Origin of the sequence: Rothia sp. P100, assembly GCF_023712425.1 — a bacterium.
In the GTDB taxonomy this organism is placed as follows: domain Bacteria; phylum Actinomycetota; class Actinomycetes; order Actinomycetales; family Micrococcaceae; genus Rothia; species Rothia endophytica.
In genome coordinates this window covers 200,789-223,426 of record NZ_JAMAYG010000002.1, presented here as the reverse complement: position 1 = coordinate 223,426, position 22,638 = coordinate 200,789, and the positions used below count along the sequence as shown (strand labels likewise).

The window sequence follows — 22,638 nt, the reverse complement described above, 5'->3', positions numbered from 1 at the left end:
TGCCACTCAGGGTTTCAAGGTGCGACACGTGGTGGTCTCAAAGTAGACAATCTAGCGTCGATATCCTTTTGCGGTCTTATCGAGCGTCTATTTAGCCACGCCAACGCCTCTCTGACGACTCTCCGCCCTTGTAGCGGCCGTCTCAGCGCTCTACCGGCGGCCAGGAGACTTATAAATGGGCCACGACCTCGCTGGTTGACATGCCCTAAACGTCTTTGCGCACCTGCCTCTTGAGATTTCCATCCACCAGATGGTTCCGACAGACAGGGATATACGCATCTGACCGTTCAACTTCGCCTAGTTCTCGAATAATGGTTTTCTTCATTCAGAACTTCTTCAATGTTCTATAGTCCACATGTACTGAGCTTATATCGTGTTCTTGTAAAGTTTCTGGCTGGGCTGTGAACTTTTCTGGTTCAAACAAAACAAGATTGTGCCCCTCGGCAAGAGCACTAGAATAAGCTACCCCATCAAATCCTTTTCTTTTTAGGAGTTCACAGAGATACTGGGTCGGAACATACCTGTAAGGTGCAGCATCTGGACGCACCGGACGTGAGAACTCATCAGCAATCTCCCGTACCATTTCTTGAAAATCTCTAGCCCTCAAAATTGGGGTAGATTCAAGATAATCAAATGGGGAAAATAACGAGGCAACCTGAACAAGATCTGCAATTTTCAAGCCCTCATTTTCCACCGTATCTATCTGAAAACTGGCAGTTACGACTTTCTGTCCAGGGTGAGGACGGACTTCCGCTATCGCCGTTGACTTTTCAGAAGCAAGATAGAGATAAGGAATACCAGCAGGGTTCAGCCTTCCATGGCCTGCTTTCTCACGAGGAGGCGCACCTAAGTCCTTGGGTTCAAACGATTCTTCAGAATCATGAATCCGTGCACGATAGTAATTTTCGGCTACTGATGCCTCTTCTAATCTGCTCAGGTAATTTACGACTTCTTCAAAGAGGCTGACATCACTTCCGAAAGCCCCAGGCGGCCATCGGTTTCGATGCTGTATCTCCTCTTTATGCTCTCTCCATCGCTCTGAATTCTTCTCATCCTCTAAAGAATCAGGTAACAGGTTCGCTAACACATCAAATGTATCGCCAGAAACAATATCCTGTAAGAGCAGATTAGCCTGCGAAGTATAAAGAGTAGATAATAGCCCCCAGTCTGATTTCAGCCAGGACAGCAAGGGCTTTCCCTCAGCTTTTTCAGTAGGCCGATAGATGACACGTGCCCATTCAAAATAATCGGGTAGTTGATCAACACCTACCAACTTTTAGTTGGTTGAATCACAGCAACAACAAGCCTTGCTTGAAAAAGACCAGGTATTGGGGTCCAACACTTTGAACAGGTCATCACCTAGACAGAGGTTACAATATTGGTTACCCATTGGCAGTATTACTTACCTGAAAGGTAGGAATCTACCAGCTCTATGTGGTGCTGAATTGATAGTTTTTTTACGAACCCCAGGCCGGGGAAGTGTCCTCTGGTATGAAGGTCCCGGAACTCCGCTACCGCTTTTCCTTCATAAATCAAGACAGGATGCTTGTCTAGAAAAGTGATCATCTTATCCAACGCCTCAGAGAATTTATTACCGGGGTCAGCGAAGGTCTCATTTGAATCCGAGACAAAATGTCGAACAAACATCACATCATCTTGTGCGGGGTCAATATAGGTCAGATGCAACGCAACAGCGTAAGCCGGTCCACCAGATTCTCTGTATCCTGAACCCACAATTTGATAGTCGCCAAATCCAGATAGTTTAAGATCTTCGTAAACTACATGGAGATCAGTGAAGAGATCTTTATCCTTATAGTCTTTATTGCGTTCCTCTGAGATAAACCCATCCTGGAGAAGAATCCACTGAGCGTCACTAAATTTTCTACGATAGAGGGTAGAAGTGTTTTCATCTTCAAAAAGATGTACAACCTGTGAGTTTTGAGCAGACAATGAAACTAGCTTTGATAGCGCCTGGGCATCTTCAACTGCTGAGTCATGTAGAAAATATAGAGGGCGGGAGTCTTCACTAGAGACGCTATACCTGTAGCTCTCAATATCGTCTGCATTCGTTGAACCTCCCACAACTAGAACAGGGTGAATTACTGGATCAGAAGCTGCGAAGTGTTCCTGATATAACGTCGAGAGTGTCTGATCCTCTTGAACTAACTCACCCACACGGGGGTTAAAGATAAAACCTGATGAGATGCCTTTGCTCTCTAGAACCTCTAATGTTCTTTGCAATGTAGAAAGATTTGCTCTTACGGGCTCAATGATCGGGAACACTTTATCCGATCTAAGGGTATCGGCTTTGGCAAGGTCACGGATAGCAGCAAGCTCAAATTGCTTGCCCCGGAGAATTGGGTAGTACATCTAAGACCAACTAACAGCTTCGTACAGTGGGGTTTGTATTGCCTTTAGTATATGGTTTTTTTGCGTAGCAGAAGGGTGAGAACGTAAAGCTGCTGCATATAACGATTGAGGTAGCTGAGAGAGATAACTACTCATGGACGCCTGCGAACGAGAACTTCTCACCGTCTTCACCATAGAAGCATGTAGCTGTTCCACAGGAAATTCACTCAGAATCTCAGTATAAACACGTCGCTGCCGAGTATTGGGCACCGTAGGCTTTTCACAGCCTAGGTCATTGAGCATCATCTGAAGTTCAGAAAGTTTTAAAGCATCAAGTATTGCTGGTTTCTCGAGAGTGCTAAGACTTTGTTCTGCTTGACGGATTGTGGATAAAGATAGCTTTTTATTCAGTTCTAGTATGCCGACGTCAGCAGGGAGAATTTTCTCTAATGTCGTAAGGTGCTTTGCATCAGCTACTACTATGACTTTGGCGAAGACTTTTCGATAATCCTCTACTTGTATAGGTAGTCGAGCGAGTGAATCGCGATCGGATTTTATTTCATAAGCAGTGGAAGTTCCGTTGAAGATAACGGTGTCTGCTTTGGAACGTAGCGCTCGCATTTCCTGGACGAGTACAGCTGTATTCAGTGAGTGGCGGCCGAGAAGGATCTTTTCGGCGATGGTGTTTTTATAGATGTATTCGTTGCGTGTGCCGGGTTGGGCGAGTAAAGAGAAAGCTTGATCGAATGCTTTTCCGACGGAGAACTGGGTATCGAATTTTTCTCGGTAAGCTTCTGACGAGACAATCTTGGAGAAAAAAGCAGATTTCTGGTGCTTAGCAAAATCCGTAAAAATCGTGGGTGAGAAGATGCGCTCCAGGAGAAGAGCATCTTGGGTAAACATTTGGGCACCTTCCGAAGACTGTTTCATTGCATAGGGAATCAACTGACTAGCGTAATAGTGGCATTTTTGTTCTAAAAAAAACAAGCTAGTCATGCTCAACTATAAGTATCATCTTTCTTTAACACTACCTACTCAGGATATATGATAATCGCAACCTGCTGATTGCGGCGGGAAATCGGAAGTCTACAGCAGACTTCGTGAATACCCCGGCCATCCATACGCTAAGTCATTAGATTTCCTCTTATCTGCTGATGTAACTCCCAACATCAGCCGCGGACCAGGAACAACAACGTATCCGGGCTGATCTTTTTAAAGATCCATGAGGGACTTGGACCTGACCCCTGTTTGGTAGACACCCGACAACCCGGCTTTCTGCCGGGGAAGAAAGGTAACCTGCCACCATGCCCAGCAAGACCTACACCGAGGAATTCCGCCACGACGCGGTCGCCCTCTACGAGAATTCCCCCGGCGTATCGATCAACGCCCTCGCCACCGAACTCGGCGTCAACCGCAACACCCTCCAGATCTGGGTCCGCAAATACGGCACCGGCGCCCGCACCACCACCAGCACCGAGGCCGCCTCGCAGACCCCGACATCGGTGACCGATGCCGAACGTATCCGCCAGCTGGAACGGGAAAACGCCCGACTGAAGGAAGAGCGCGACATCCTGCGCAAGGCCGCGAAATATTTTGCGGAAGAGACGACCTGGTGATCCGCTTCCAGTTCGTTGACGACGCCAAGAACAGCCATTCGGTCAAGCGGTTATGTGAGGTTCTGAAACTCAACCGGTCCTCGTATTACAAATGGAGAAACACCTCCTCCGCCAGGACACAACGCCTGCTCAGCGACGCGATCCTCGGCGCACGGGTCAAGGCCGTGTTCGCCGCAGAACGCGGCTGCTACGGCTCCAAACGCATCACGGCGCAACTCAACGACGACTCGCCCGGCAGTCCGGTCAATCACAAGAAAGTCGCCCGGATCATGCGCTCGTTGCAACTGGTTGGCTACTCCAAGAAACGCAAGGTCACCACGACTGTCTCGGATGGGAGGAAGCCGGTGTTTCCGGATCTCGTCGGCCGGAGGTTCACCGCCCCGGCACCGAACCAGGTCTACGTCGGCGATATCACGTACCTGCCGATCGCGGACGGGTCGAATATGTACCTGGCCACGGTCATCGACTGTTTCTCCCGCCGGCTGGTCGGCTTCGCGATTGCCGATCACATGCGTTCTTCCCTGGTCCAGGACGCCCTGGTGATGGCCAAGGGCCAGCACGGAAGTCTCGACGACGCAATTTTTCACTCGGACCATGGCAGTGTCTACACTTCCCATGCGTTCCAGGACACGTGTACGCAGCTGGGGATCCGGCAGTCGATGGGCGCGATCGGCAGCAGCGCTGATAACGCCCTGGCGGAGTCCTTCAACGCCGCGTTGAAGCGTGAGGTCCTCCAGGACGCAAAGACGTTTGCCAATCAGTTGCAGTGCCGGCGAGTTGTTTTCCGCTGGTGTACCCGCTACAACACCACGCGTCGGCATTCCTGGTGCGGGTATCTCGCTCCAGCAGTGTTTGAGGAGCAATGTCCTGTTACGCTGAGATCTGCTTCCTGATCACATCCCCCGTGTCTACTTTCCGGGGGTCGGGCCCCCTCCAGCCGGTCGGTGAACTTGGCGGCATGTTGCCAGAACACTTGGTCGATAACGTAGTCGAGATCAAGGCAGATCGTTGTCACGGTCACGAAGCCTTCCGGTTCATAGCCGAACATGGCATTTGACCCCAATGTGATGACGTCTCCAACGTTCGCCTGTTGCACACCCAGCTCGTTGTGCAACAGAACCGATCCGGCACGCACGAAGATCAGCCTCGCGCAGTCTTCTGCGGAGATCGGGCCAGCGGTACGAAAAGTTCGGCTTCGAGCCACTAAAGGCTCGAAGCCGAACGTCCGGGATATTCCCAGAGCCATCGAGGTCAGTCTGCGTCTAGTGGTTGACTGTCCTCGGTCTGGCGCATGCGCCCGGCCAGCAATGCGATCAACGCGAGAGCTGGCGGAATGACTCCCGCAATCACAAAGATGATGGGGATGGGAACCAACAGTGAGAGCGGCCCTGCGATGGCGATTGAGACCGGCATGAACGCGATCGAAACGAAGAAGTCGAGGCTGGCGACTCGGCCGATCATGTCGAGCGGCACCAACCGTTGCAGCAATGTTCCCCACACGACAACGCCAGCCCCGGTGAGTGCACCGACGACAAAGAGCGCGGAGAGCATGAGGATCAAATTGTCGGCAACGCCAATGACCACAAGAGGTAGTGTTCCTCCACCCCAGCACAGGATCATAAACGTCAAGTACCGACGAGGAAGCTTCAACGACGACACGATCAGCGAACCGACAGCCCCACCTATCCCATAGGCGGCCAGAAGGAACCCGAAAGTAGCTTCAGCATCCTCGAATCGGTCGCGGGTGAGGAACGGGAGGAGAACTTCGATCGGGCCTTGGACAATGAGCGCAAGCGAAGACCCGAAGATCAGCGTCCAAAGCAACCAGCGTGTACGAGCCACGTAGGCAACCCCCGCACGAAGGTCACCCCAGACGGTCGGGCGATCCTCGGGAGGAGTGGGCTCAGTGTGTTCGTCACGACGGCTAAGAAACAACGTGATGACGAAAGCAATCGCGTACGAAGCCGCGACGATGACCGCTCCGATAGCGGGGAAGAACATACCGACGATGACTCCACCGAGGGCCGGGCCCAGCCCTTGCCCCATCGATGGACGGAGCGCCCCTTCGAGCCCATTCGCGGCCAGGAGTTGCTCCGGCGGAAGGACCACAGGTAGGTAAGCGCTGTACGCAGGGTAGAAAAAGGCGCTCCCGGCACCCATCGCGAACGAGGCTGCGGCGACGTGCCAAAGTTCGATATTCCCGGTGAGCGACAGGACCGCCACGGCGGTCATGATCGCGGCCGTTGAGCCCTGCACTGTAATGAGAATCCGCCGTTTGGAGAACCGGTCTGCGACAACCCCACCGAGAACGGAGAACGCAAACAGGCCAAGACTCATTCCGGTTGCAACCGCCGACAAGGCAAGTGGGCTGTCATCGAGTGCGAGTACTTGGAAGACCATGACGATCGTCCACATACCGGTCCCGAATACCTCGATGCCGACGGCGGCAAACAGGAGACGGTAATCACGTGATGCCAATGGGCGGAGTGCGCGTAGCTTGATGGTGTTGCTCATACCAGTGCCTCGCCTTCAGCCATCGCCATCAGATGTACATGAGGCCATTGGGCGACATCGCGCAGGAGTTGCCGATCGTGGGTCGACAGTACGACGGCCGCTTGGGTAGCCCCGAGTGCCTCGGTGAGTTCGTCAACGAGCGCGATGGAGAGGTGGTTGGTGGGCTCGTCTAGTAGTAGCACGTGCGGGCGTGCCGCGAGTACGAGCGCCAGATCGAGGCGTCGTTGTTGACCCATCGACAGTTCACCCACTCGTTTGCCTGCCTCGCGCGATCGCAGCAGTCCAAGTTGACCGAGACCGACCGCCTCAGATGATTGAAGCGTTCCTTGACCGACGAGTTCGTCGAGGTGTCGGGCGTATACCTCGTTCGCCCGGCGATCAGGCGGCAGCATCGTCTCCTGACGAAGAAAACCCAAACGCGTGCCACGGGATGTCCGCACTGTTCCCGTATCTGGCAGTAGTTCGCCCGCCGCGATACTCAGGAGCGTCGACTTTCCGGCCCCGTTCGAGCCGGTGACCACGAGCCTGCCGCGGTGCGAGAGTTCGAACGACACTGGCTGCGCTAACCGCCCGGCAAGGCTCACGTTGTCGACGTTTAGTAGCACCGCCCCTTTTCGTGTGGGCAGGTCGGGGAACTGGAATAGCTGCGGTGGTTCAGGTACCGTCACCGCGTGTGCTTCGAGTGCTTCCTGGCGTCGGTGCACGCTCTGCACCAGCCCGCCCGCGCGCGTCGCGCGGCCGTGCTTCGGTGACCCCTTCTCCGGTCGCCAACCCGATACGAGTCGGTTCTGTGCAGCGCTGAGACTGTCCTGCAGCCGGGCCTGTTCCTGCTGCTGGCGGTCGTACTCCTGCTCCCAGCGTTCCCGCTCGGCCACGCGCCCTTCTCGGTATCCCGCGTACCCGTTGCCGTAGATGCGGGGGCGATCATCAGGTGTCGGATCGAGGTCGACCACCGTCTCCGCAATGTCAGAGAGCAGCGCGCGATCGTGGCTGACGATGACGACACCACCGTTGCGCGTGCGGAGTTGCATGGTCAAGAAATCAAGTCCGCTGCGGTCGAGGTGATTGGTGGGCTCGTCCAGCAGTAAGAAATCATCTTCAGCCCCCAACAGGCAGGCCAACCGCACTCGATATCGCTGCCCCACAGACAGATCAGCGAGCAACCGCGTCATGTCGGTTTCGGCGTCGAGTGCTTCGAGCGCGATTTGTACCCGGCGCTCGGCATCCCAAGCGTCGAGCGCTTCCGCATCTTCCAAGGCCGCAGCGTACTGCTCTGCGGCCTCGCTACTCCCTTCCGCGAGAGCGGCAGCGGCGTCGTCGAGTGTGGCCAGCGCTGCGAGCGGTTCGGCGATGGCCTCCGCGACGGCCTGCCCAACGGTTCGGTTGTCGGTGGAGTCCATCTCTTGTTCAGCGAGCCCGAGCGTGCCGATGCGCTGGATCGTTCCACTATCAGGTACCAGCGTGCCCGCGAGCGCGTGCAGAAGTGTGGTCTTTCCGCGCCCGTTCTCTCCGACGATCGCCACACGGGACGCGGGAGTGACGACGAGATCGACATGGTTGAGCACCGGGGTTACGCCTCGCATTACGGAGACGTCGGAAGCGGTGAGTTGCGCGCGATGGCGCGCCGGATGACGGTTAGTAGGGGTAAGCATTCAAATCCTTCAGCAAGGCGCACCACGACGAGCCAAACAGCCAGCGGGCACGCAAATGACGGGGACCCTTCCAGGGTCAGAACGAGCGGCCGTCGCTAGCTCGGAGTTGCTCAACGAGCGCGGTAGGCCTACTCAACCGTCACAGGAAATACAAATGCATGCTTCCAGTGTACCCCATAAGGTCGGCAACGCTCAATCCCCACCTCCGCAACCAAGCATGTAAATGTCGATAGCAGTGCCGACCTCTCAAAGCAGACTGCGAAGCGACGCAATCCACCGCTGGCGCGTCTCTTCCGGTGATTGTGACCGGCCCGACACCTCAGTAGCGAGAGAGAGGTAAAGCCCCACGAGAATCTGTGGACGCAAGTCAGATGTGTCGGCGGGGTCTATGCCGAGGCGGCGAACGTAGGCATCGCGCAGCCGGATGCTAAGTGACTCATGGAGGTAGGCGAGTTGGCGCTGAACGCGCGCATCGTCGCCAAGCTGATTGCGAATCGCCTGTCGTCGCCTGTCCAGTTCGGTCGTCGGGATCAAGAAGAGTTGCGCAGTCGCCCAGTCAAGCGTCTCGATCGCTACAACACCACGCGTCGGCATTCCTGGTGCGGGTATCTCGCTCCAGCAGTGTTTGAGGAGCAATGTCCTGTTACGCTGAGATCTGCTTCCTGATCACATCCCCCGTGTCTACTTTCCGGGGGTCGGGCCCCTTTGTTCAAGGAATCTCATTCTAAAGATATTGTAAAACTAGTATCGCTGGCGCACACGTGCCCCGACTGATCCCCTCTTCTGGTTCGTTTCACTAACAAGACGATTTAAACCAGTCTTGAACCAGCAGGCGGACCGTACGCCTGCCTCGCTTTGGAGGGGTAGAACCACTTTCTAAGTGGGGTGGCAGGGTTAGCTCAGCTAACTCCCCTGCCGCCCCGGTGGCTAAGGTCGCAGGGAGGCACCGTTGCTGGCAATGACCTGCTTGTACCAGTCAAAGGACTTCTTGCGGTAGCGCTCCAAGCTACCCGAACCGTCGTCATTCCGGTCTACATAGATGAAGCCGTAGCGCTTGGACATCTGAGCGGTACTGGCTGATACCAGGTCAATGGGGCCCCAGCTAGTGTAGCCCAGCACCTCAACACCGTCCTCAATCGCTTCGCCCACCTGCACCAGATGATCATTCAGGTAGTCGATGCGGTAGTCGTCTTCAACGGTCTCGTTGATCAGCTGGTCATTAGCGCCCAGCCCGTTTTCCACGATGAAGAGGGGTTTCTGCCAGCGGTCCCAGTAATCATTCAGAATGATGCGCAGCCCCACCGGGTCAATCTGCCAGCCCCACTCTGAGGCTTTCAGGGTGGGGTTAGGGACGCCGCCAATGATGTTGCCCTCACCACCTGTCTCCTGGTTGGCTGACTCACAGACCGACATGTAGTAAGAGAAGGAAACGTAATCGACTGTGTGCTTAAGGTCTTCCTTATCAGCATCGGTCATCTCTAGTTCAACGCCCAGCTCCTTGAGCTTGCGCAGGAAGTAACCGGGGTAGCTACCGCGCACGTGCACATCCCCAAAGGTGTAATCCTCGTGGGAGGCAGCCATCGCGGCGAGCGCATCCTGGGGGTCAGGGGTTAGAGGGTAACGGGGAACCGCCAGAATCATGCAGCCGACCTTGTTCGCTGGGTCGATGTCGTGGGCAATTTTGGTGGCACGGGCTGAAGCAACCAGCTCGTGGTGGATGGCCTGGTAGAGCTTTTGAGGGCCAAGTTCCTCGGGCGTGCTTTCGATGCCCGAGAAGAAGGGGAAATGCAACACCGAATTGATCTCGTTGAAGGTGAGCCAGTAGCGCACGCGCCCCTTGAAATGTTCTATAACGGTGCGGGCGTAGCGTTCAAAGAAGGTGATGAGCTCGCGGTTGGTCCAACCACCGTAGTGCCTTGCCAGGTGCAGGGGTGTTTCGTAGTGACTGAGGGTAACCAGCGGTTCGATGCCTTTTTCGAGCAGGTAGTCAATCACCCGGTCGTAAAATTCAAGGCCCGCTGCGTTGGGTTCTGCTTCGTCCCCCTGAGGGAAGATACGGCTCCAGGCGAAGGAGAGTCGGAAGGTTTTGAAGCCCATTTCAGCGAAAAGATCGATGTCTTCACGGTAGCGGTGATAGAAGTCGATGGCTTCACGTTTGAGATTATCGTCCGTGGGTTCAGCGGTGGGTGGGGTGCGCAGGCCGTGAGGCATGACGTCCTGGACGCTGAGTCCCTTAGCGTCTGCCCGATAGGCGCCTTCGATTTGGTTAGCTGCGGTTGCCCCGCCCCAGAGAAAATTGTGAGGAAACATCGTCTCATCTGCCTTCGTGTACTGTGCAGGCAGTATCTGCCTGAAAAAGAAAAGACCCCGAGAATCACTGTATCAGCAGAAAAATATTTCTGGCAGGCAGCAGGCTTTGTGATTCTCTCTGAGGATTCCATCATGGGTTTTGATACCTTTACCATGGCACCTGCTCAGGGCGCCACTCCCGTTTTCGCGGTCTTTGCCAAGATTTTCATTGAGCAGTTTTCCCCTGAGGTTGCCTCCCATGTGCCCAGTGTCCTTTGCGCTCTCTGGTTTTTAGTTAAGCACCCATTCCTGCAACCCATCAGCAACTCCTCCGCGGGATTCTACTGCCTGTTTAACACGCGCGTAAGAAGCTGCTGCAAGTGCCGGCGCAGCGCAGGAGCTTGCTGCTGCACTGGGTGAGGTAATGCAGTAGCGGTAGCTAGGGTCATCAACCATCATGCTCGGTGCCCAGCGCATCGTCTTGACCGACCAGTCCCCTGCATCATCGCGCGTCATGATGGCGTTGACCATAATGCCCTCGTTGTTACCCACGATGGACGGTGAGAGCTCCGTGACGTTATTGCCCATACCGTAGACAACCCAGGTGTCCCCGAACTTTTCGATGGGCTGGACGGTGTGAGCGTGCTGACCTACGATCAGATCAAAGGCCTCGGAATCTGACAGCTCACGAGCGACTGTGACCTGTTGGTTGTTGGGCTCGGTGACGTATTCATCACCGGCGTGCATATTGGCGACCACGATATCAGCACCTTTTTCTCTAGCTCGTTGAGCCTTAGCGAGCATAGTCTTGGTGTCGAGCATATCTACCTGCCAGTTGTGCTCGGGAACCTGCCCGTTAAGCCCGTAGGTGCCGGTAACCACCGCAATCTTGACGCCATTGGCGCTTTCAAAGATATCGGGTTGCTGGGATTCATCTTCGCTCAGGTTGGTGCCGGTGACCCCCATACCGGCTGCCTCAACGGCTCTATAGGTTCGTTCGAGCCCCGCAGTCCCCTGATCAATGGAGTGATTACTGGCCGTCATGCAGGCGTCCCAGCCAATGTTAGCTGCCGCCGTAAGAATCTGAGGAGGTACATTGAAGCTGGGGTAGCCGCTGTAGGGGCCGCTTTCAACGGCTACCGGGGTTTCCATTTGGCACACGGCCAGATCTGATTTCTCTAAGTAGGGCTTTTGAGATGCAATCATCGGCTCAAAATCCAGCAGCTCTTGCCCGGTCAAGCGGGCATCAGTACTGGCCTGAGCCCACAAGAGATTGTGCACCAAAAAATCACCGGTACAGCCGGAGAGAAGGAGGGTCGTTGCGGCGGCTAAAGCCAAAACTATGTGGGGGCTCTTCATGCGTCAACTCGTTTCACCGTGGGAAAGAACTATGCTTCCCACTCTACCGGTGCCCCTCTTTGCTCCCGCTTATTACGTTACGTTGAAGTTTGCATAGACACCCGCCACCGGTTCTCCACGCTGATTGCGGGGCCGGTAGCCTGCCAGGTTCTTGAGCAGTTTCATGTCGCGGACGCCTGAGACCGGGTTGGTATCGATGACAGCGCACCTGCCGATAGGCTCACCGAGGGTGAGTTTTACCCCGTCTAAGTCGCCAGGAACGGGCTTCCCCTCTCGGTGGGCTAGCACGTGTAGCTGAACCTGTTGCCCTGCCCACGTGTCTTCAATAAAGGGTTCATCCGTCTGGACGACCAGGTTGCACCGCAGGCGGGCAGCGTCTACTGACACCACGCCGGTTTCGTGGTTAGAAGGTAGCTCTACCCTACGTCCTAGCTCCTCTAAAGTGGCAGAACCTACCAGACTCAGCGGGGCGCCAAAAATCAGCGGGTCAAGGGCATAGGCCAGCACCACCTGCTCGTGAAGGAAATCAGACAGAGCTCTATTGACCGGGTGGTCGTAGAGGGATAGGCGCTTAGGCTGACCCCAAAAATCAAAAGCCCGGACTTCTCCCTTAGATAGTGGCTCAAGAGTGAAGCTGCCCTTCCCCAGGATACGCACCTCGAGTACCGTCCCGTGACCACACTCGCTCACAGAATTCTCTACCTGCACCAGTTTCGGGTAGGCAACAGATCGCGCTACCTTACCCGTCTGGGGCAGAACAAGACCCCAGCGGCGATTAAAAACAATGCCACCGGGGCCACGTTCCGCCCTCGTGTGGGCGGTGTGCCGGGCGCCTTTGACCGGGCTGAAACCGAAGTGTGTGACCGTTAGCTGGAGCATACCCCCAGCTTAACAAGCCACACAGCGCGGCAAAAGGCTAATTCCACAGGCCGATCAGCATGAGCCAGAGCGTGCCAACGCTACCCCATATGACGATGTTAACGACCGAGGCAATGAAGCTCTTTTTGAACCATTCGTTGGTGGGAACGTAACCCGAACCAAAGATGACGCCTGCAGGGCCCGAGGCGTAGTGGGTCAACCCGCCGATCAGGTTGCCGGCGAAACCGAACATCAGAGCAGCGAACATCGCCGGGGTGCCTGCGGCGACAGCCGCTGCCAGGAAGACCGCGTACATGGCGACAATTTGTGCGGTGTTGGACGCAAAGAGGTAGTGGACGTAGAAGTAGACCAGGAAGAGCACGGCGAAAGCGAGCGGCCAGGGCATGCCTCCGACCAGTGAGCTCCCAGAGTTACCAATCCAGGTAATAACCCCCAGGGTGTTGAGGTGTTCTGCCATAGCTACCAGCACCGAGAAGAAAATGAGGGTGGACCAGGCACCGGAATTCTTCGCCATGTCGTTCCAGGTCAGTACCTTGCCGGCCAGCAGAATCGCGATGCCCAAGAAGGCAGCTGAGGTGGCATTGACACCGATGGTTGAGCCTAGAATCCACAGCGCCAAAAGGAGCAGGAAGGTCATCAGCATAATGATTTCGGCGCGGGACATAGGCCCCGATTCCTTGAGTTGCACACGAGCGTGAGCAGGAGCGTCCGGAGTCTGGCGCAGGGTGGGCGGATAGATTTTCATCATGACCCAGGGCATAGCCAGCAAAGCGACCAAACCGGGCACCAGTGCGCCCAGAGCCCAGGTGCCCCAGGTAATGTGAACGCCCTGCTGCTCAGCGAAGCCCACTGCCAGAGGGTTGCCCGCCATCGCCGTAATGAACATGGCTGAGGTGATGGTATTGACCTGAATCGCGGTCAGCGACAGGTAAGAGCCCAGACGTTTGCGGGAGTCCGTGGTGGTGGGTTCAGAGTTATTCACCATTGCCAGCGATTTGATGATGGGGTAGACCACGCCACCGGCACGAGCCGTGTTAGAGGGCGTAGCCGGTGCAAGAACTAGGTCGGTCAGTGCCATGCCGTAGGCAAGGCCCAGGGACGAGCGCCCCAGCTTGGATACAAACATCAGGGCGATACGGCGCCCCAGGCCGGTGATCAAGAAACCGTCGGCAATGAAGAAAGCGGCGACAATCAGCCAGATGGTGGGATTGCCAAAGCCGGTCAGTGCCTCATCTTTTGCAGCCATGGTGCCGGTCATCATCGCTGCAGCCAGACCAATCAGCGCCACTGACGCAGTAGGCAGGGGCTGCAGAATCAACCCCAAAATGGTACCGGCAAAAATACCCGCCATGTGCATACCGCGTGGGTCGACCCCTTCGGGGGCAGGCAGGAAGAAAAGAATTAGAGTCACAGCCAAAATCGCTATGATTTTGGCAATCATCATATTTCGTTCACGAGCTGGTGCCGGGGCTACAGGAACTCCTGGCTGTGGTGCAGATGTCATGGTTGCTTTCTTCGCGCAGCCCTCAAGCTACGCGCTCGAAGTAGGTATTTTTTCTTCCTAGCCTACTCCCGTCTAAGGGTTAATTCCCCAGCGAGGAGGCTAGTCGTCCTTGCCCTTACGGAAGGCGGAGCGGGCTCGCTCACGGTTGACGGCGGCGATAGCTGAAAGCGGGATGCCTGCCGGGCAGGTAACAGCACATTCACCGTAAACCGAGCAGGGGCCAAAGTGGGTATCCGCTTCGGCCAGCAGGTTACGGGCGCGGGAGGAGCGTTCAGCTTGCCCCTGAGGCAGCAGGGAAAGGCTTTGCAGCGCTGAACCAGCGTAGAGGTTAGCTGAACCGTTGGGGCAGGCTGCGATGCAGGCACCGCACCCAATGCAGGCTGAAAAGTCGAGTGCCTGTTCAGCCCGACCGTGACCGATTTGCATGGAGTCGGCATCTGCAGCAGTCCCAGCATCCACCGAGACAAAACCGCCGGCGCGGATGACGTCGTCTAGGGCGGTGCGGTCAACCACCAGGTCACGGACGACGGGGAATGCTTCGGACCGGAAGGGCTCTAGGCGGAGATTGTCCCCGTCCTTGAAGGAACGCAGATGCTGGCGGCAGGAGGGCGTGTTGGGCACCGGGCCGTGGGGCTGATCGTTAACGGTGATACCGCAGGTGCCGCAGATACCTTCACGGCAGTCAGACTCGTAGGCAATCGGCTCGCGACCCTCCGAAACTAGCTGATCGTTGAGGTAGTCAATGAGCTCTAACAGGGACATTTCTTCGTAGGCACCGGTAACAGTGTAGGTTTCAAATCGGCCTGCTGTAGCCGTGTTATCTTGGCGCCAGACTTCAATGGTGAGTTTCACTTGTAGTTCCTCGTTTCTAGGGTGATGTCTTTGAAGTCCAGCGGTTCAGCGTGGCGGATGTGGGCACCATCTGCGCCCTCCTCCCAGATGCTGACAAAGCACCAGTCCTCATCGTTGCGGGCTGCCTCGCCCTCTTCGGTTTGGTATTCCTCGCGGAAGTGGGCACCAGCTGATTCCTTGCGGTCCAAGGCATCGATGCACATGAGTTCTGCCATCTGCAGGTAGTCCTCCAGGCGGCCGGCGCGCTCGAGTTCCTGGTTGAAGCTCTGGGGGTTGCCCGGAATAAAGAGGTCGGTGTAGAAGACCTCTCTTAGAGCCCTGATTTTCTCGATGGCGGCGGTGAGTTTAGCTTCGCTACGGCTCACCCCGCAGCCCTCGTAGAGGATTTCACCCAGTTCAGCATGGATACGGTCTGCCGGAGTTTTACCGCCAATCTTCATCAGGTGGTTTACTCTCTTTGAAACGTCCTTCAGGACGCCCTGCACGGCGGGGTCAGTACGTTCTAGCAGGGTTTCACCCAGGTGCTGGGCCAGGTAGTTGGGGACCGAGTAGGGCAGGGTGAACCAGCCGTCTACACAGGCAGAGAGCAGGGAGTTAGCTCCCAGCCGGTTAGCACCGTGGTAGCCCCAGCCGGCTTCACCGCCCACAAAAAGCCCGGGTATGTTGCTCATCTGGTCGTAGTCAGTCCACAACCCGCCCATGGCGAAGTGGGCGCCGGGGGCGATACGCATAGGCACCTCGTGGGGGTCCTCGCCGGTTGCGTCCCGGTACATCTCAAAGAGGTTGCCGTAACGTTCATCCAGCACTTTGACGCCCAGACGCTCCTTGGCGTCTCTAAAGTCTAGGTAAACCGAGTTCTTCAGCGGCCCAACGCCGTGGCCGCTTTCAATCTGTTCGCGGGCTGCACGCGAGGCAATATCGCGCGGGGTGAGGTTCGCAAAGGCGGGGTACTTGCGCTCCAGGTAGTAGTCCCGTTCGTCCTCGGGAATGGCGTTGGCAGGCCGGTCATCGCTTGCCAATTTGGGCACCCAGATACGCCCGTCGTTGCGCAGGGACTCAGACATCAGCGTGGTCTTGGACTGCCACTTGTGGCTAATCGGTAAGGCGGTGGGGTGGAACTGAATGTAGGAGGGGGACGCAAAGTAGGCCCCCCGGCGCACTGCGCGCCAGGCAGCGGTCACGTTGGAGTTCTTTGCCAAAGTTGAGCGGTGAAAAACGTTGCCATAGCCGCCGGTTGCCAGCACGACGGCGTGGGCAGTTTCTGCTCGCACCTCACCGGTTTTCAGGTTGCGGGTGACGATGCCCCGGGCACGTCCGTCCTTGATGATGAGGTCCAGCATCTCCTCGTGGGTATGCAGAGTAACGGTACCGGCGGCAACCTGGCGTTGAAGTGAACGGGACGCTGAAACCTGCAGCTGCTGCCCGGTCTGTCCGCGAGTGTAGTAGGTGCGGGAGACCTGCACACCACCGAAGGAGCGGGTGGTCAGCTGGCCACCGTACTCCCGGGCGAAAGGGGCGCCAATGGCGTTCATGTGGTCGATGACGCGCACCGATTCTTCGGCCAGACGGAAAACATCGGCCTCGCGTCCGCGGAAGTCCCCGCCCTTGACGGTGTCTTTGACGAAGCGGTGGATGGAGTCATTATCAACCTTACGGGCACGGGCCGCGTTAATGCCGCCCTGGGCTGCTACCGAGTGGGCACGGCGGGCCGCGTCGTGAATGGTGTAGGCAGATACCTGGTAGCCCAACTCCCCCAGTGCCGCGGTACAGCCGGCACCGGCTAGACCTGTCCCCACCACAATGACTTTGAACTTGCGGCGGTTAAGGGGCGAGACTAGTTTGTATTGGTCGCGGCGGCGAGCCCAGGCGGTCGAGGGAGGGCCGTCCGGCACTTTGCCGTCAACGGGGTCTGCGTAGGAAATATTGACGTTAACCATGATTGCTTATCTTTCTATTTCACTAGCCCGAAGAGCACAGCAAGGGGGATGCTGATGTTGCCCAGCATGATGATGAGCGCGTACACACCGGCAACGAGGATGACCCAGGAGCGGGCTTTTTCGCTGACGGTCACACCGAAGTCGTAGACCGCTGCCCAGAGCCCGTGGGCTAGGTGCAGGAAGAGAATGACCATGGCAAGAAGGTAGATGAGGGCTACTACAGGGCGTTGGAAACTGGCGACCAAGTTCTCATAGGCGAAACTGCCTGCTTGGCTACCGTGCTGGAATTCTGCGGGTGCCACACCCACGCCTGCGGTCAGGTCAAGAATGTGGAAGATGATAAAGAGCAAGAGGACGACGCCTGTGACAGGCATAGTGCGGGCGGTGAAGGATTTGAAGCCTTTAAGGCCCCTGCGCTTGTGGGATCCGCGGGCTTTTTTAGCACGTGCTGAGAGGAGGACAGCGCAACCTACGTGCCCGATGAGACAGACCAGCAGGGCGACACGGAAAATCCAGAGGAAACCCTCGTAGGGGAAGAGCGGCTCGAAGAGGGTTCGCAGGAAGAGGGCGTAGTCGTTGAAGGCTTCAGGGCCTTTATAGACTTTGAGGTTGCCGTACATATGCACCATCACGAAGAGGGCGAAGACGATGCCGGTGATGGCCATAATGTACTTGGCGAGGACGTTGGAGATCAGTGGAGGCTTGGCGGCGGGGGTTCTCGAAGTCATGTGGTGTTCCTGTGCTGGTGGGGCCCTGTGAGGGGCTTTCAAACCGTCATTTTCAGCCTGGCACTTTCGGAGTGTGGTTTCTAGACCAGATGCCACCTTGAACCGTTTAAGTTCAATTTTTACGTTTGTTCGGTTTTCACCTTTAGGTTTTAAAGCGAAAACTCCCCAGCTAAAAGCTAGGGAGTTTTCTTTGTGCGCGATACTGGGATCGAACCAGACGGAAGGAAATTTTCCGAGCTAGCGAGGAAATAAAAATTTCCTGGAGTGGTCACTGTAATGAAACAGTGAGCACCAGATACCCATATATCATTTGTGCGCGATACTGGGATCGAACCAGTGACCCCTTCCATGTCAAGGAAGTGCGCTACCGCTGCGCCAATCGCGCGTGGAGGTGAGGACGGGACTCGAACCCGCGTACACGGTTTTGCAGACCGTTGCCTAACCACTCGACCACCTCACCACACGCTCAAACCTGGGGTTTGAGGGGCGAAAACTTTTGGTTTTCGTGAGAGCGGTTGACGAGACTTGAACTCGCGACATCCACCTTGGCAAGGTGGTGCTCTACCAACTGAGCTACAACCGCAACTCGAATTACTATACAGAGGTGTGGGGATCTTGGCAAATGTGGTGTTGCCGTTCCCAGCCCCTGGATGTCTACCGTGTGAATGTGCGTCTCAGTAGCACCGAATGTACCATTTTAGAGCGGACGCTCGGCGCGAAGATGCACGCTCGCTTGCTGGGAGAGAGTAAAACAAAACCCCGGTCACTGGGACCGGGGTTTTCTTGGAGCGGTTGACGAGACTTGAACTCGCGACATCCACCTTGGCAAGGTGGTGCTCTACCAACTGAGCTACAACCGCAGATGTGTTGAACCGAAGTTCTGTACGCGATACCTAAGTATCATGCGTGCGCGATACTGGGATCGAACCAGTGACCCCTTCCATGTCAAGGAAGTGCGCTACCGCTGCGCCAATCGCGCATAAACCTACAAAAGGTTTTGCGAGCGGTTGACGAGACTTGAACTCGCGACATCCACCTTGGCAAGGTGGTGCTCTACCAACTGAGCTACAACCGCAGATGTTTCGTTGCGTTTTCACGCTTCGAACCAACGTGTATATACATTACAGCCTTTTCGGCCGCTTGCCAAATTAGGTCACACTCCGCGGAAATTTTCATTTACACTAGTCAGAGCGAAATTTTTGACCTTCTCACCCTAGTCAAGAGATTTTTTTAGTCTATGCACTGCGCCACAGCCATTTAGGATTGAAGTGTTTACTGCATTGAGAGGTTAGCTATGTATCCAAGCTTGATTGCTGAACGTTTCACCCTGCGTCCCCTGCGAGATGCGGACGCTGCAGCTATTGCCGCTGCCTGCGTCGACCCTGAGATTGTGCGTTGGTGTAAGAGCATTCCCTTGAACTACACCCTGGATAATGCGCGTCTGTTCATTGACTATACTCGCGTTGCGGCGTCCAATGGCAGTGAGCTGGTATGGGCTATTGACTATAGCGGGGTTTTCGCGGGTGTGGTCACTTTGTTTGAGATTGAGGAAGACTCTGCTGAGGTCGGCTTTTGGATGGCACCGCAGATGCGGGGCAAGGGAATCCTTAAAGAGGCTTTGGCAGTCATGATGGGTTTTGCCTTTGACCCTCAGGGTATAGGTCTGAATCAGCTGACGTGGACTGCTATTGAGGGCAACACAGCTTCTGAGAAAGCTGCCCTGGCGGTAGGTTTTGCCGACATCAGGACGGTGCCTGAGGGGACGTTTGACCGCCGGTTACCTGGCGGTGAGCAGCCTCGACTAACGGCGCGAACAGCTACCATGACTCGTGCTCAGTGGGCTGAGAAGGGATTCCCTGTTTAGGAAGAAGTGGTTTCGCGCCTCCTACTCCGGTTGGCCAGCTCCTTCACGAGCCAGTGCGGTGAGACGGGACGGAGTGAGCGGGAGCGAGCGCGCGAGCTCACAAGAGCGAACGGAGTGGTTTCGCGCCTCCTATTCCGGTTGGCCAGATCCTTCACGAGCCAGTGCGGTGAGGCGTGAAACCGCGCGGAAGTACTTCTTCTGGTAGCCACCTTCCATCATTTCTTGGGTGAAGACGCGATTGAAGGGTACGCCGCTGGCGATGATGGGAAGGTCTTTGTCGTAGAGGCGGTCGGCGAGTACAACGAAGCGAAGGGCTACAGCTTGCTGGTCGATGGTTTGTACGTTTTTCCAGGCGACAGCGTCGAGACCGGTGATAAATTCGCGGTAGCGGGAGGGGTGCACGCGTGAAAGATGGTTGATGAGGTCTAGGAAGTTATCAACGGCGATGGTGCCGAGGTCACCGAAGTTTTGGGCGACGGTGGTGTCAAAGTCCGTGTCAGAGACGGGGGCGGGCGCTGCGGGTAGGCCGCGGTGGCGGAAGTCCTCACCGTCTACTCGGATGACGTCGAACTGTTCGGCCAGCACCTGGATTTCACGTTTGAAGTCAGCCGCAGCGAAACGGCCTTCGCCGAGTGATCCCGGCAGGGTGTTAGAGGTGGCGACCAGCTTGACGCCAGCCTCTGCTAGTTCGCGCATGAGTCGGGACATGAGCACGGTGTCACCGGGATCATCGAGTTCAAATTCGTCGATGCAGACCAGCTTGTAGGCAGAGAGGGCTTCTACGGTTTTGCGGAAGGTGAGGGCACCCACCAGGTTGGTGTATTCCACGAAGGTACCAAAGGCTTTGGGGCCCTCTACCGAGTGCCAAAGGGAGGCCAGCAGGTGGGTTTTGCCAACGCCAAAGCCGCCGTCCAGGTAGAGCCCGGCCTTAGTCGCTGGTTTTTTCTTGGTTCCACCGAAAAGCTTGCCGAAGAAGCCGCCTGTTGTTGCACTTCCCCTGTTGATGCTGGCACCAAAGGCTCGGAGGGCGTCCACCGCTTGTTGCTGTGATGGCTGGGCAGGGTCCGGGCGGTAGGTGTCAAAGGAGACCTCACCGAATCGTTCGGAGGGGCGGAAGCCCGCCAGCAGTTCGTCTGCTGAGACGTTGGGGGTGCGATCAGTGAGGTGGACGGTGGTGACCAAGGGTGTGACTCTTATCCCGTGTGCGTGTCGGTGATTCTTACAGGCTTAGTCTAGTGCTGTACCCCACTTTTACCCAATGTTGCGCTCTGCCGCGAGGGTACTAGGGTTGATGGGTAGTAGAGAAAGGTTGTCTCATGGCTAAAAAGAAGAAGACCGCTGCTGCTACTGCCGCGCTAGCTGTTTTGCAGGGCGCCGGGGTGCACTTTGAGGTGCGGGAGTATGAACACACTGCCGGGGAAACCAACTTTGGGGTTGAGGCTGCCCAGAAGCTGGGCCGCTCCCCCGAACAGGTTTTCAAGACCCTGATGATTAATCACGAACAGGATTTCGCGGTCTGTGTGGTGCCGGTGGGTGGCAAGCTTAACCTCAAAGCTGCCGCTGCGGCGCTGGGTTGGAAGAACGCGGTCATGGCTGACCCAGCGGTCGCTCAGAAACGCACGGGCTATGTGGTGGGAGGCATCTCACCGCTGGGGCAGAAGACTGCCCACCCGACGCTGGTCGATGAATCTGCCCAGCTTTTTGACACTGTGTTGGTCTCGGGAGGCAAAAGGGGGTTGGACGTAGAGCTAACCGGCGATGACCTGGTGGCGATCACCGCCGGTTCCTACGCTGATATCGCAGCTTCCTAGCTAGCCCAGACGGGGCCCTAGCCAGTCAATCACAGTCCGCTCCCACTTGACGGGGTCCACGTTCCACTCGCGGGTGTGGGATGCCTCCTCGAAGGGGACGAAATCAACGAGGGCTGACTTTGTGGCGAGCTCCTGTGAAGGGCCAACCGGCACATAGGCATCATCGACTGAGTGCATGATGAGGGTAGGCACCTTAATATCTGAAGCCCGGTGTGGCCAGGAGATTTCCTCTAACCGGATGGGATCCTTGAGCCCGGTGAAGACCTTGAGCGCAGGGTGGGTAATCATCGAAACACCCAGCTGCCCAATACGCAGGGGCATTTTGTTGAGTTGAGAGTGGTATTGAATGAGTTCAATCCAGTTAAGGGCGGGGCCGTCCAATACGAGTGCCCTAACGTGCTGTCGGTTGCGCGCCTTATCGGCAGCCTGTAGTGAAATAGACCCACCCATAGACCACCCAAAAAGTACCACATCGTCCGCGCCGTGCTCTAAGGCGTAGTCGATGGCAACCTCAACATCACGCCATTCCGTGAACCCTAAACCGTACCTACCGTCTTCTGAGGCGGGAGCTTCGCGGTCATTGCGGTAGCTCATATGCAAAGAGGTGAGACCTAGGGCCTGCGTTGCACTCAGGGCACGCAGAGTTTCAGCCCTGGTCGCGCCCATACCGTGCACCATGATGGCCCAGGTAGAGCTACGGGTAGCAGGGCTACTTTCAGCCTTCTGAGCTGGCAGCGCAGTGAGGGACGCACCGGGCCGAATCAGCCAGGCAGGGGCGGGCCCAACCGGTAGATTAAGCTCAATATCTTCAAAAGCATAGCCAGCATCCCTAGGGTGGGGTGCTACCACTCCACTCAGCCGCCCCCGCTCGATGTCTGAGATATCGCCACGCATAATTTTTAGAATCTGACGGGTGACGGTCTGGTCTTTGGGTGAGTAACTGGTGACCTCCCCCAGCACCGCAAAGCCCGCTCCACCCGAAAAGTAGAAGCCGTAATTGCCGCGAGCACGAGTTCGGTCTGTGGCGTCTATTCTGATACTGCTCGGTTCTTGCCCCTCGGCGATATCAACGGAGTCATACCCCAGAGAGTGTACCCGCACGTCCTCTCCCGGGGTTTTGGGAGGGACCACTACGCGCCGAGCGAAATAGGTTGCTAGACCGGCTGAGCCTGCCAGACCAACGGTAGCCAAGGTCGCACCAGACACCAGGCCAAAGGTCAGCGGTTTCCACATTTTCGCGGGTTTTTCTTCAGGGCTTAGTTGAACCATAGTGACCAGTTTAGA

At 56.3% G+C, this 22,638-nt stretch carries 17 protein-coding genes and 6 tRNA genes; 3 read left to right on the top strand and 20 right to left on the bottom strand.

Translation table 11 applies throughout. The features are described 5' to 3' along the window. Positions 1 to 325: 325 nt before the first annotated feature. The 3 genes from M3668_RS05865 to M3668_RS05855 form a co-directional block, all read right to left on the bottom strand. Positions 326 to 1,273, bottom strand: a complete 948-nt coding sequence (locus M3668_RS05865) for an RES family NAD+ phosphorylase (protein ID WP_251379888.1) — start codon at positions 1,271 to 1,273, stop codon at positions 326 to 328. A gap of 125 nt (positions 1,274 to 1,398) precedes the next feature. After that, entirely contained in the window at positions 1,399 to 2,370 is a 972-nt protein-coding gene (locus tag M3668_RS05860; protein ID WP_251379887.1) for a sce7725 family protein, read from the bottom strand. Then, positions 2,371 to 3,345: a sce7726 family protein gene (locus M3668_RS05855; RefSeq protein ID WP_237202594.1), complete on the bottom strand. Its 975-nt coding sequence runs from the start codon at positions 3,343 to 3,345 to the stop codon at positions 2,371 to 2,373. A 308-nt stretch (positions 3,346 to 3,653) separates the two neighbouring features. Here M3668_RS05855 and M3668_RS05850 point away from each other — a divergent pair. Further along, positions 3,654 to 4,858, top strand: a protein-coding gene (locus M3668_RS05850; RefSeq protein ID WP_251379886.1) for an IS3 family transposase whose coding sequence is annotated in 2 segments (ribosomal slippage) — positions 3,654 to 3,951 and positions 3,951 to 4,858 — 1,206 coding nt in all. Because the reading frame shifts where the segments join, the coding sequence is not laid out codon by codon here. A gap of 358 nt (positions 4,859 to 5,216) precedes the next feature. Here M3668_RS05850 and M3668_RS05845 read toward each other — a convergent pair. The 15 genes from M3668_RS05845 to M3668_RS05775 form a co-directional block, all read right to left on the bottom strand. Beyond that, entirely contained in the window at positions 5,217 to 6,479 is a 1,263-nt protein-coding gene (locus M3668_RS05845; protein ID WP_053544137.1) for an MFS transporter, read from the bottom strand. Then, complete coding sequence (locus tag M3668_RS05840) at positions 6,476 to 8,131, bottom strand: ABC-F family ATP-binding cassette domain-containing protein (protein ID WP_024355927.1); 1,656 nt, start codon at positions 8,129 to 8,131, stop codon at positions 6,476 to 6,478. Before M3668_RS05840 ends, M3668_RS05845 begins: the two co-directional genes overlap by 4 nt. A gap of 927 nt (positions 8,132 to 9,058) precedes the next feature. Next, positions 9,059 to 10,441, bottom strand: a complete 1,383-nt coding sequence (locus tag M3668_RS05835) for a glycoside hydrolase family 1 protein (RefSeq protein ID WP_251379884.1) — start codon at positions 10,439 to 10,441, stop codon at positions 9,059 to 9,061. A gap of 270 nt (positions 10,442 to 10,711) precedes the next feature. After that, positions 10,712 to 11,779 (bottom strand): CapA family protein, encoded by a 1,068-nt coding sequence (locus M3668_RS05830; RefSeq protein ID WP_251379882.1) that lies wholly within the window; start codon positions 11,777 to 11,779, stop codon positions 10,712 to 10,714. 72 nt (positions 11,780 to 11,851) lie between these two features. Continuing rightward, entirely contained in the window at positions 11,852 to 12,658 is an 807-nt protein-coding gene (locus M3668_RS05825) for an MOSC N-terminal beta barrel domain-containing protein (RefSeq protein ID WP_251379881.1), read from the bottom strand. 37 nt (positions 12,659 to 12,695) lie between these two features. Next, positions 12,696 to 14,162: a DASS family sodium-coupled anion symporter gene (locus M3668_RS05820; RefSeq protein ID WP_251379880.1), complete on the bottom strand. Its 1,467-nt coding sequence runs from the start codon at positions 14,160 to 14,162 to the stop codon at positions 12,696 to 12,698. A 99-nt stretch (positions 14,163 to 14,261) separates the two neighbouring features. Then, complete coding sequence (locus M3668_RS05815; RefSeq protein WP_251379879.1) at positions 14,262 to 15,014, bottom strand: succinate dehydrogenase/fumarate reductase iron-sulfur subunit; 753 nt, start codon at positions 15,012 to 15,014, stop codon at positions 14,262 to 14,264. Beyond that, positions 15,011 to 16,951 (bottom strand): fumarate reductase/succinate dehydrogenase flavoprotein subunit, encoded by a 1,941-nt coding sequence (locus M3668_RS05810; protein WP_251379877.1) that lies wholly within the window; start codon positions 16,949 to 16,951, stop codon positions 15,011 to 15,013. The genes M3668_RS05815 and M3668_RS05810 overlap by 4 nt, the downstream gene beginning before the upstream one ends. 14 nt (positions 16,952 to 16,965) lie before the next feature. Then, positions 16,966 to 17,679 carry a succinate dehydrogenase cytochrome b subunit gene (locus M3668_RS05805; protein WP_251379876.1) on the bottom strand — a complete coding sequence of 238 codons (714 nt, stop codon included), beginning with the start codon at positions 17,677 to 17,679 and terminating at the stop codon, positions 16,966 to 16,968. A 313-nt stretch (positions 17,680 to 17,992) separates the two neighbouring features. Further along, a tRNA-Val gene (locus tag M3668_RS05800) sits at positions 17,993 to 18,064 on the bottom strand. 1 nt (position 18,065) lies between these two features. Beyond that, positions 18,066 to 18,139: transfer RNA gene (locus M3668_RS05795), tRNA-Cys, on the bottom strand. A gap of 50 nt (positions 18,140 to 18,189) precedes the next feature. Then, a tRNA-Gly gene (locus M3668_RS05790) sits at positions 18,190 to 18,262 on the bottom strand. 201 nt (positions 18,263 to 18,463) lie between these two features. Beyond that, a tRNA-Gly gene (locus M3668_RS05785) sits at positions 18,464 to 18,539 on the bottom strand. Between the two features lie 47 nt (positions 18,540 to 18,586). Further along, positions 18,587 to 18,658 (bottom strand) — tRNA-Val (locus M3668_RS05780). Positions 18,659 to 18,681: 23 nt separating this feature from the next. Then, positions 18,682 to 18,754, bottom strand: a tRNA-Gly gene (locus M3668_RS05775). Positions 18,755 to 18,973: 219 nt separating this feature from the next. Between M3668_RS05775 and M3668_RS05770 the strand changes: the two genes are divergently transcribed. Next, a complete protein-coding gene (locus tag M3668_RS05770; protein WP_251379874.1) occupies positions 18,974 to 19,543 on the top strand; it encodes a GNAT family N-acetyltransferase in 570 nt (189 codons plus the stop codon). 129 nt (positions 19,544 to 19,672) lie between these two features. Here M3668_RS05770 and zapE read toward each other — a convergent pair whose 3' ends face one another. After that, positions 19,673 to 20,725 carry a cell division protein ZapE gene (gene zapE, locus M3668_RS05765; protein ID WP_251379872.1) on the bottom strand — a complete coding sequence of 351 codons (1,053 nt, stop codon included), beginning with the start codon at positions 20,723 to 20,725 and terminating at the stop codon, positions 19,673 to 19,675. Positions 20,726 to 20,859: 134 nt separating this feature from the next. Between zapE and ybaK the strand changes: the two genes are divergently transcribed. Beyond that, complete coding sequence (gene ybaK, locus M3668_RS05760) at positions 20,860 to 21,354, top strand: Cys-tRNA(Pro) deacylase (RefSeq protein WP_251379871.1); 495 nt, start codon at positions 20,860 to 20,862, stop codon at positions 21,352 to 21,354. Here ybaK and M3668_RS05755 read toward each other — a convergent pair whose 3' ends face one another. Next, positions 21,355 to 22,587, bottom strand: coding sequence for an alpha/beta hydrolase family protein (locus tag M3668_RS05755; RefSeq protein ID WP_251379870.1), 1,233 nt, complete (start codon positions 22,585 to 22,587; stop codon positions 21,355 to 21,357). It abuts the gene before it with no gap. Positions 22,588 to 22,638 lie beyond the last annotated feature (51 nt).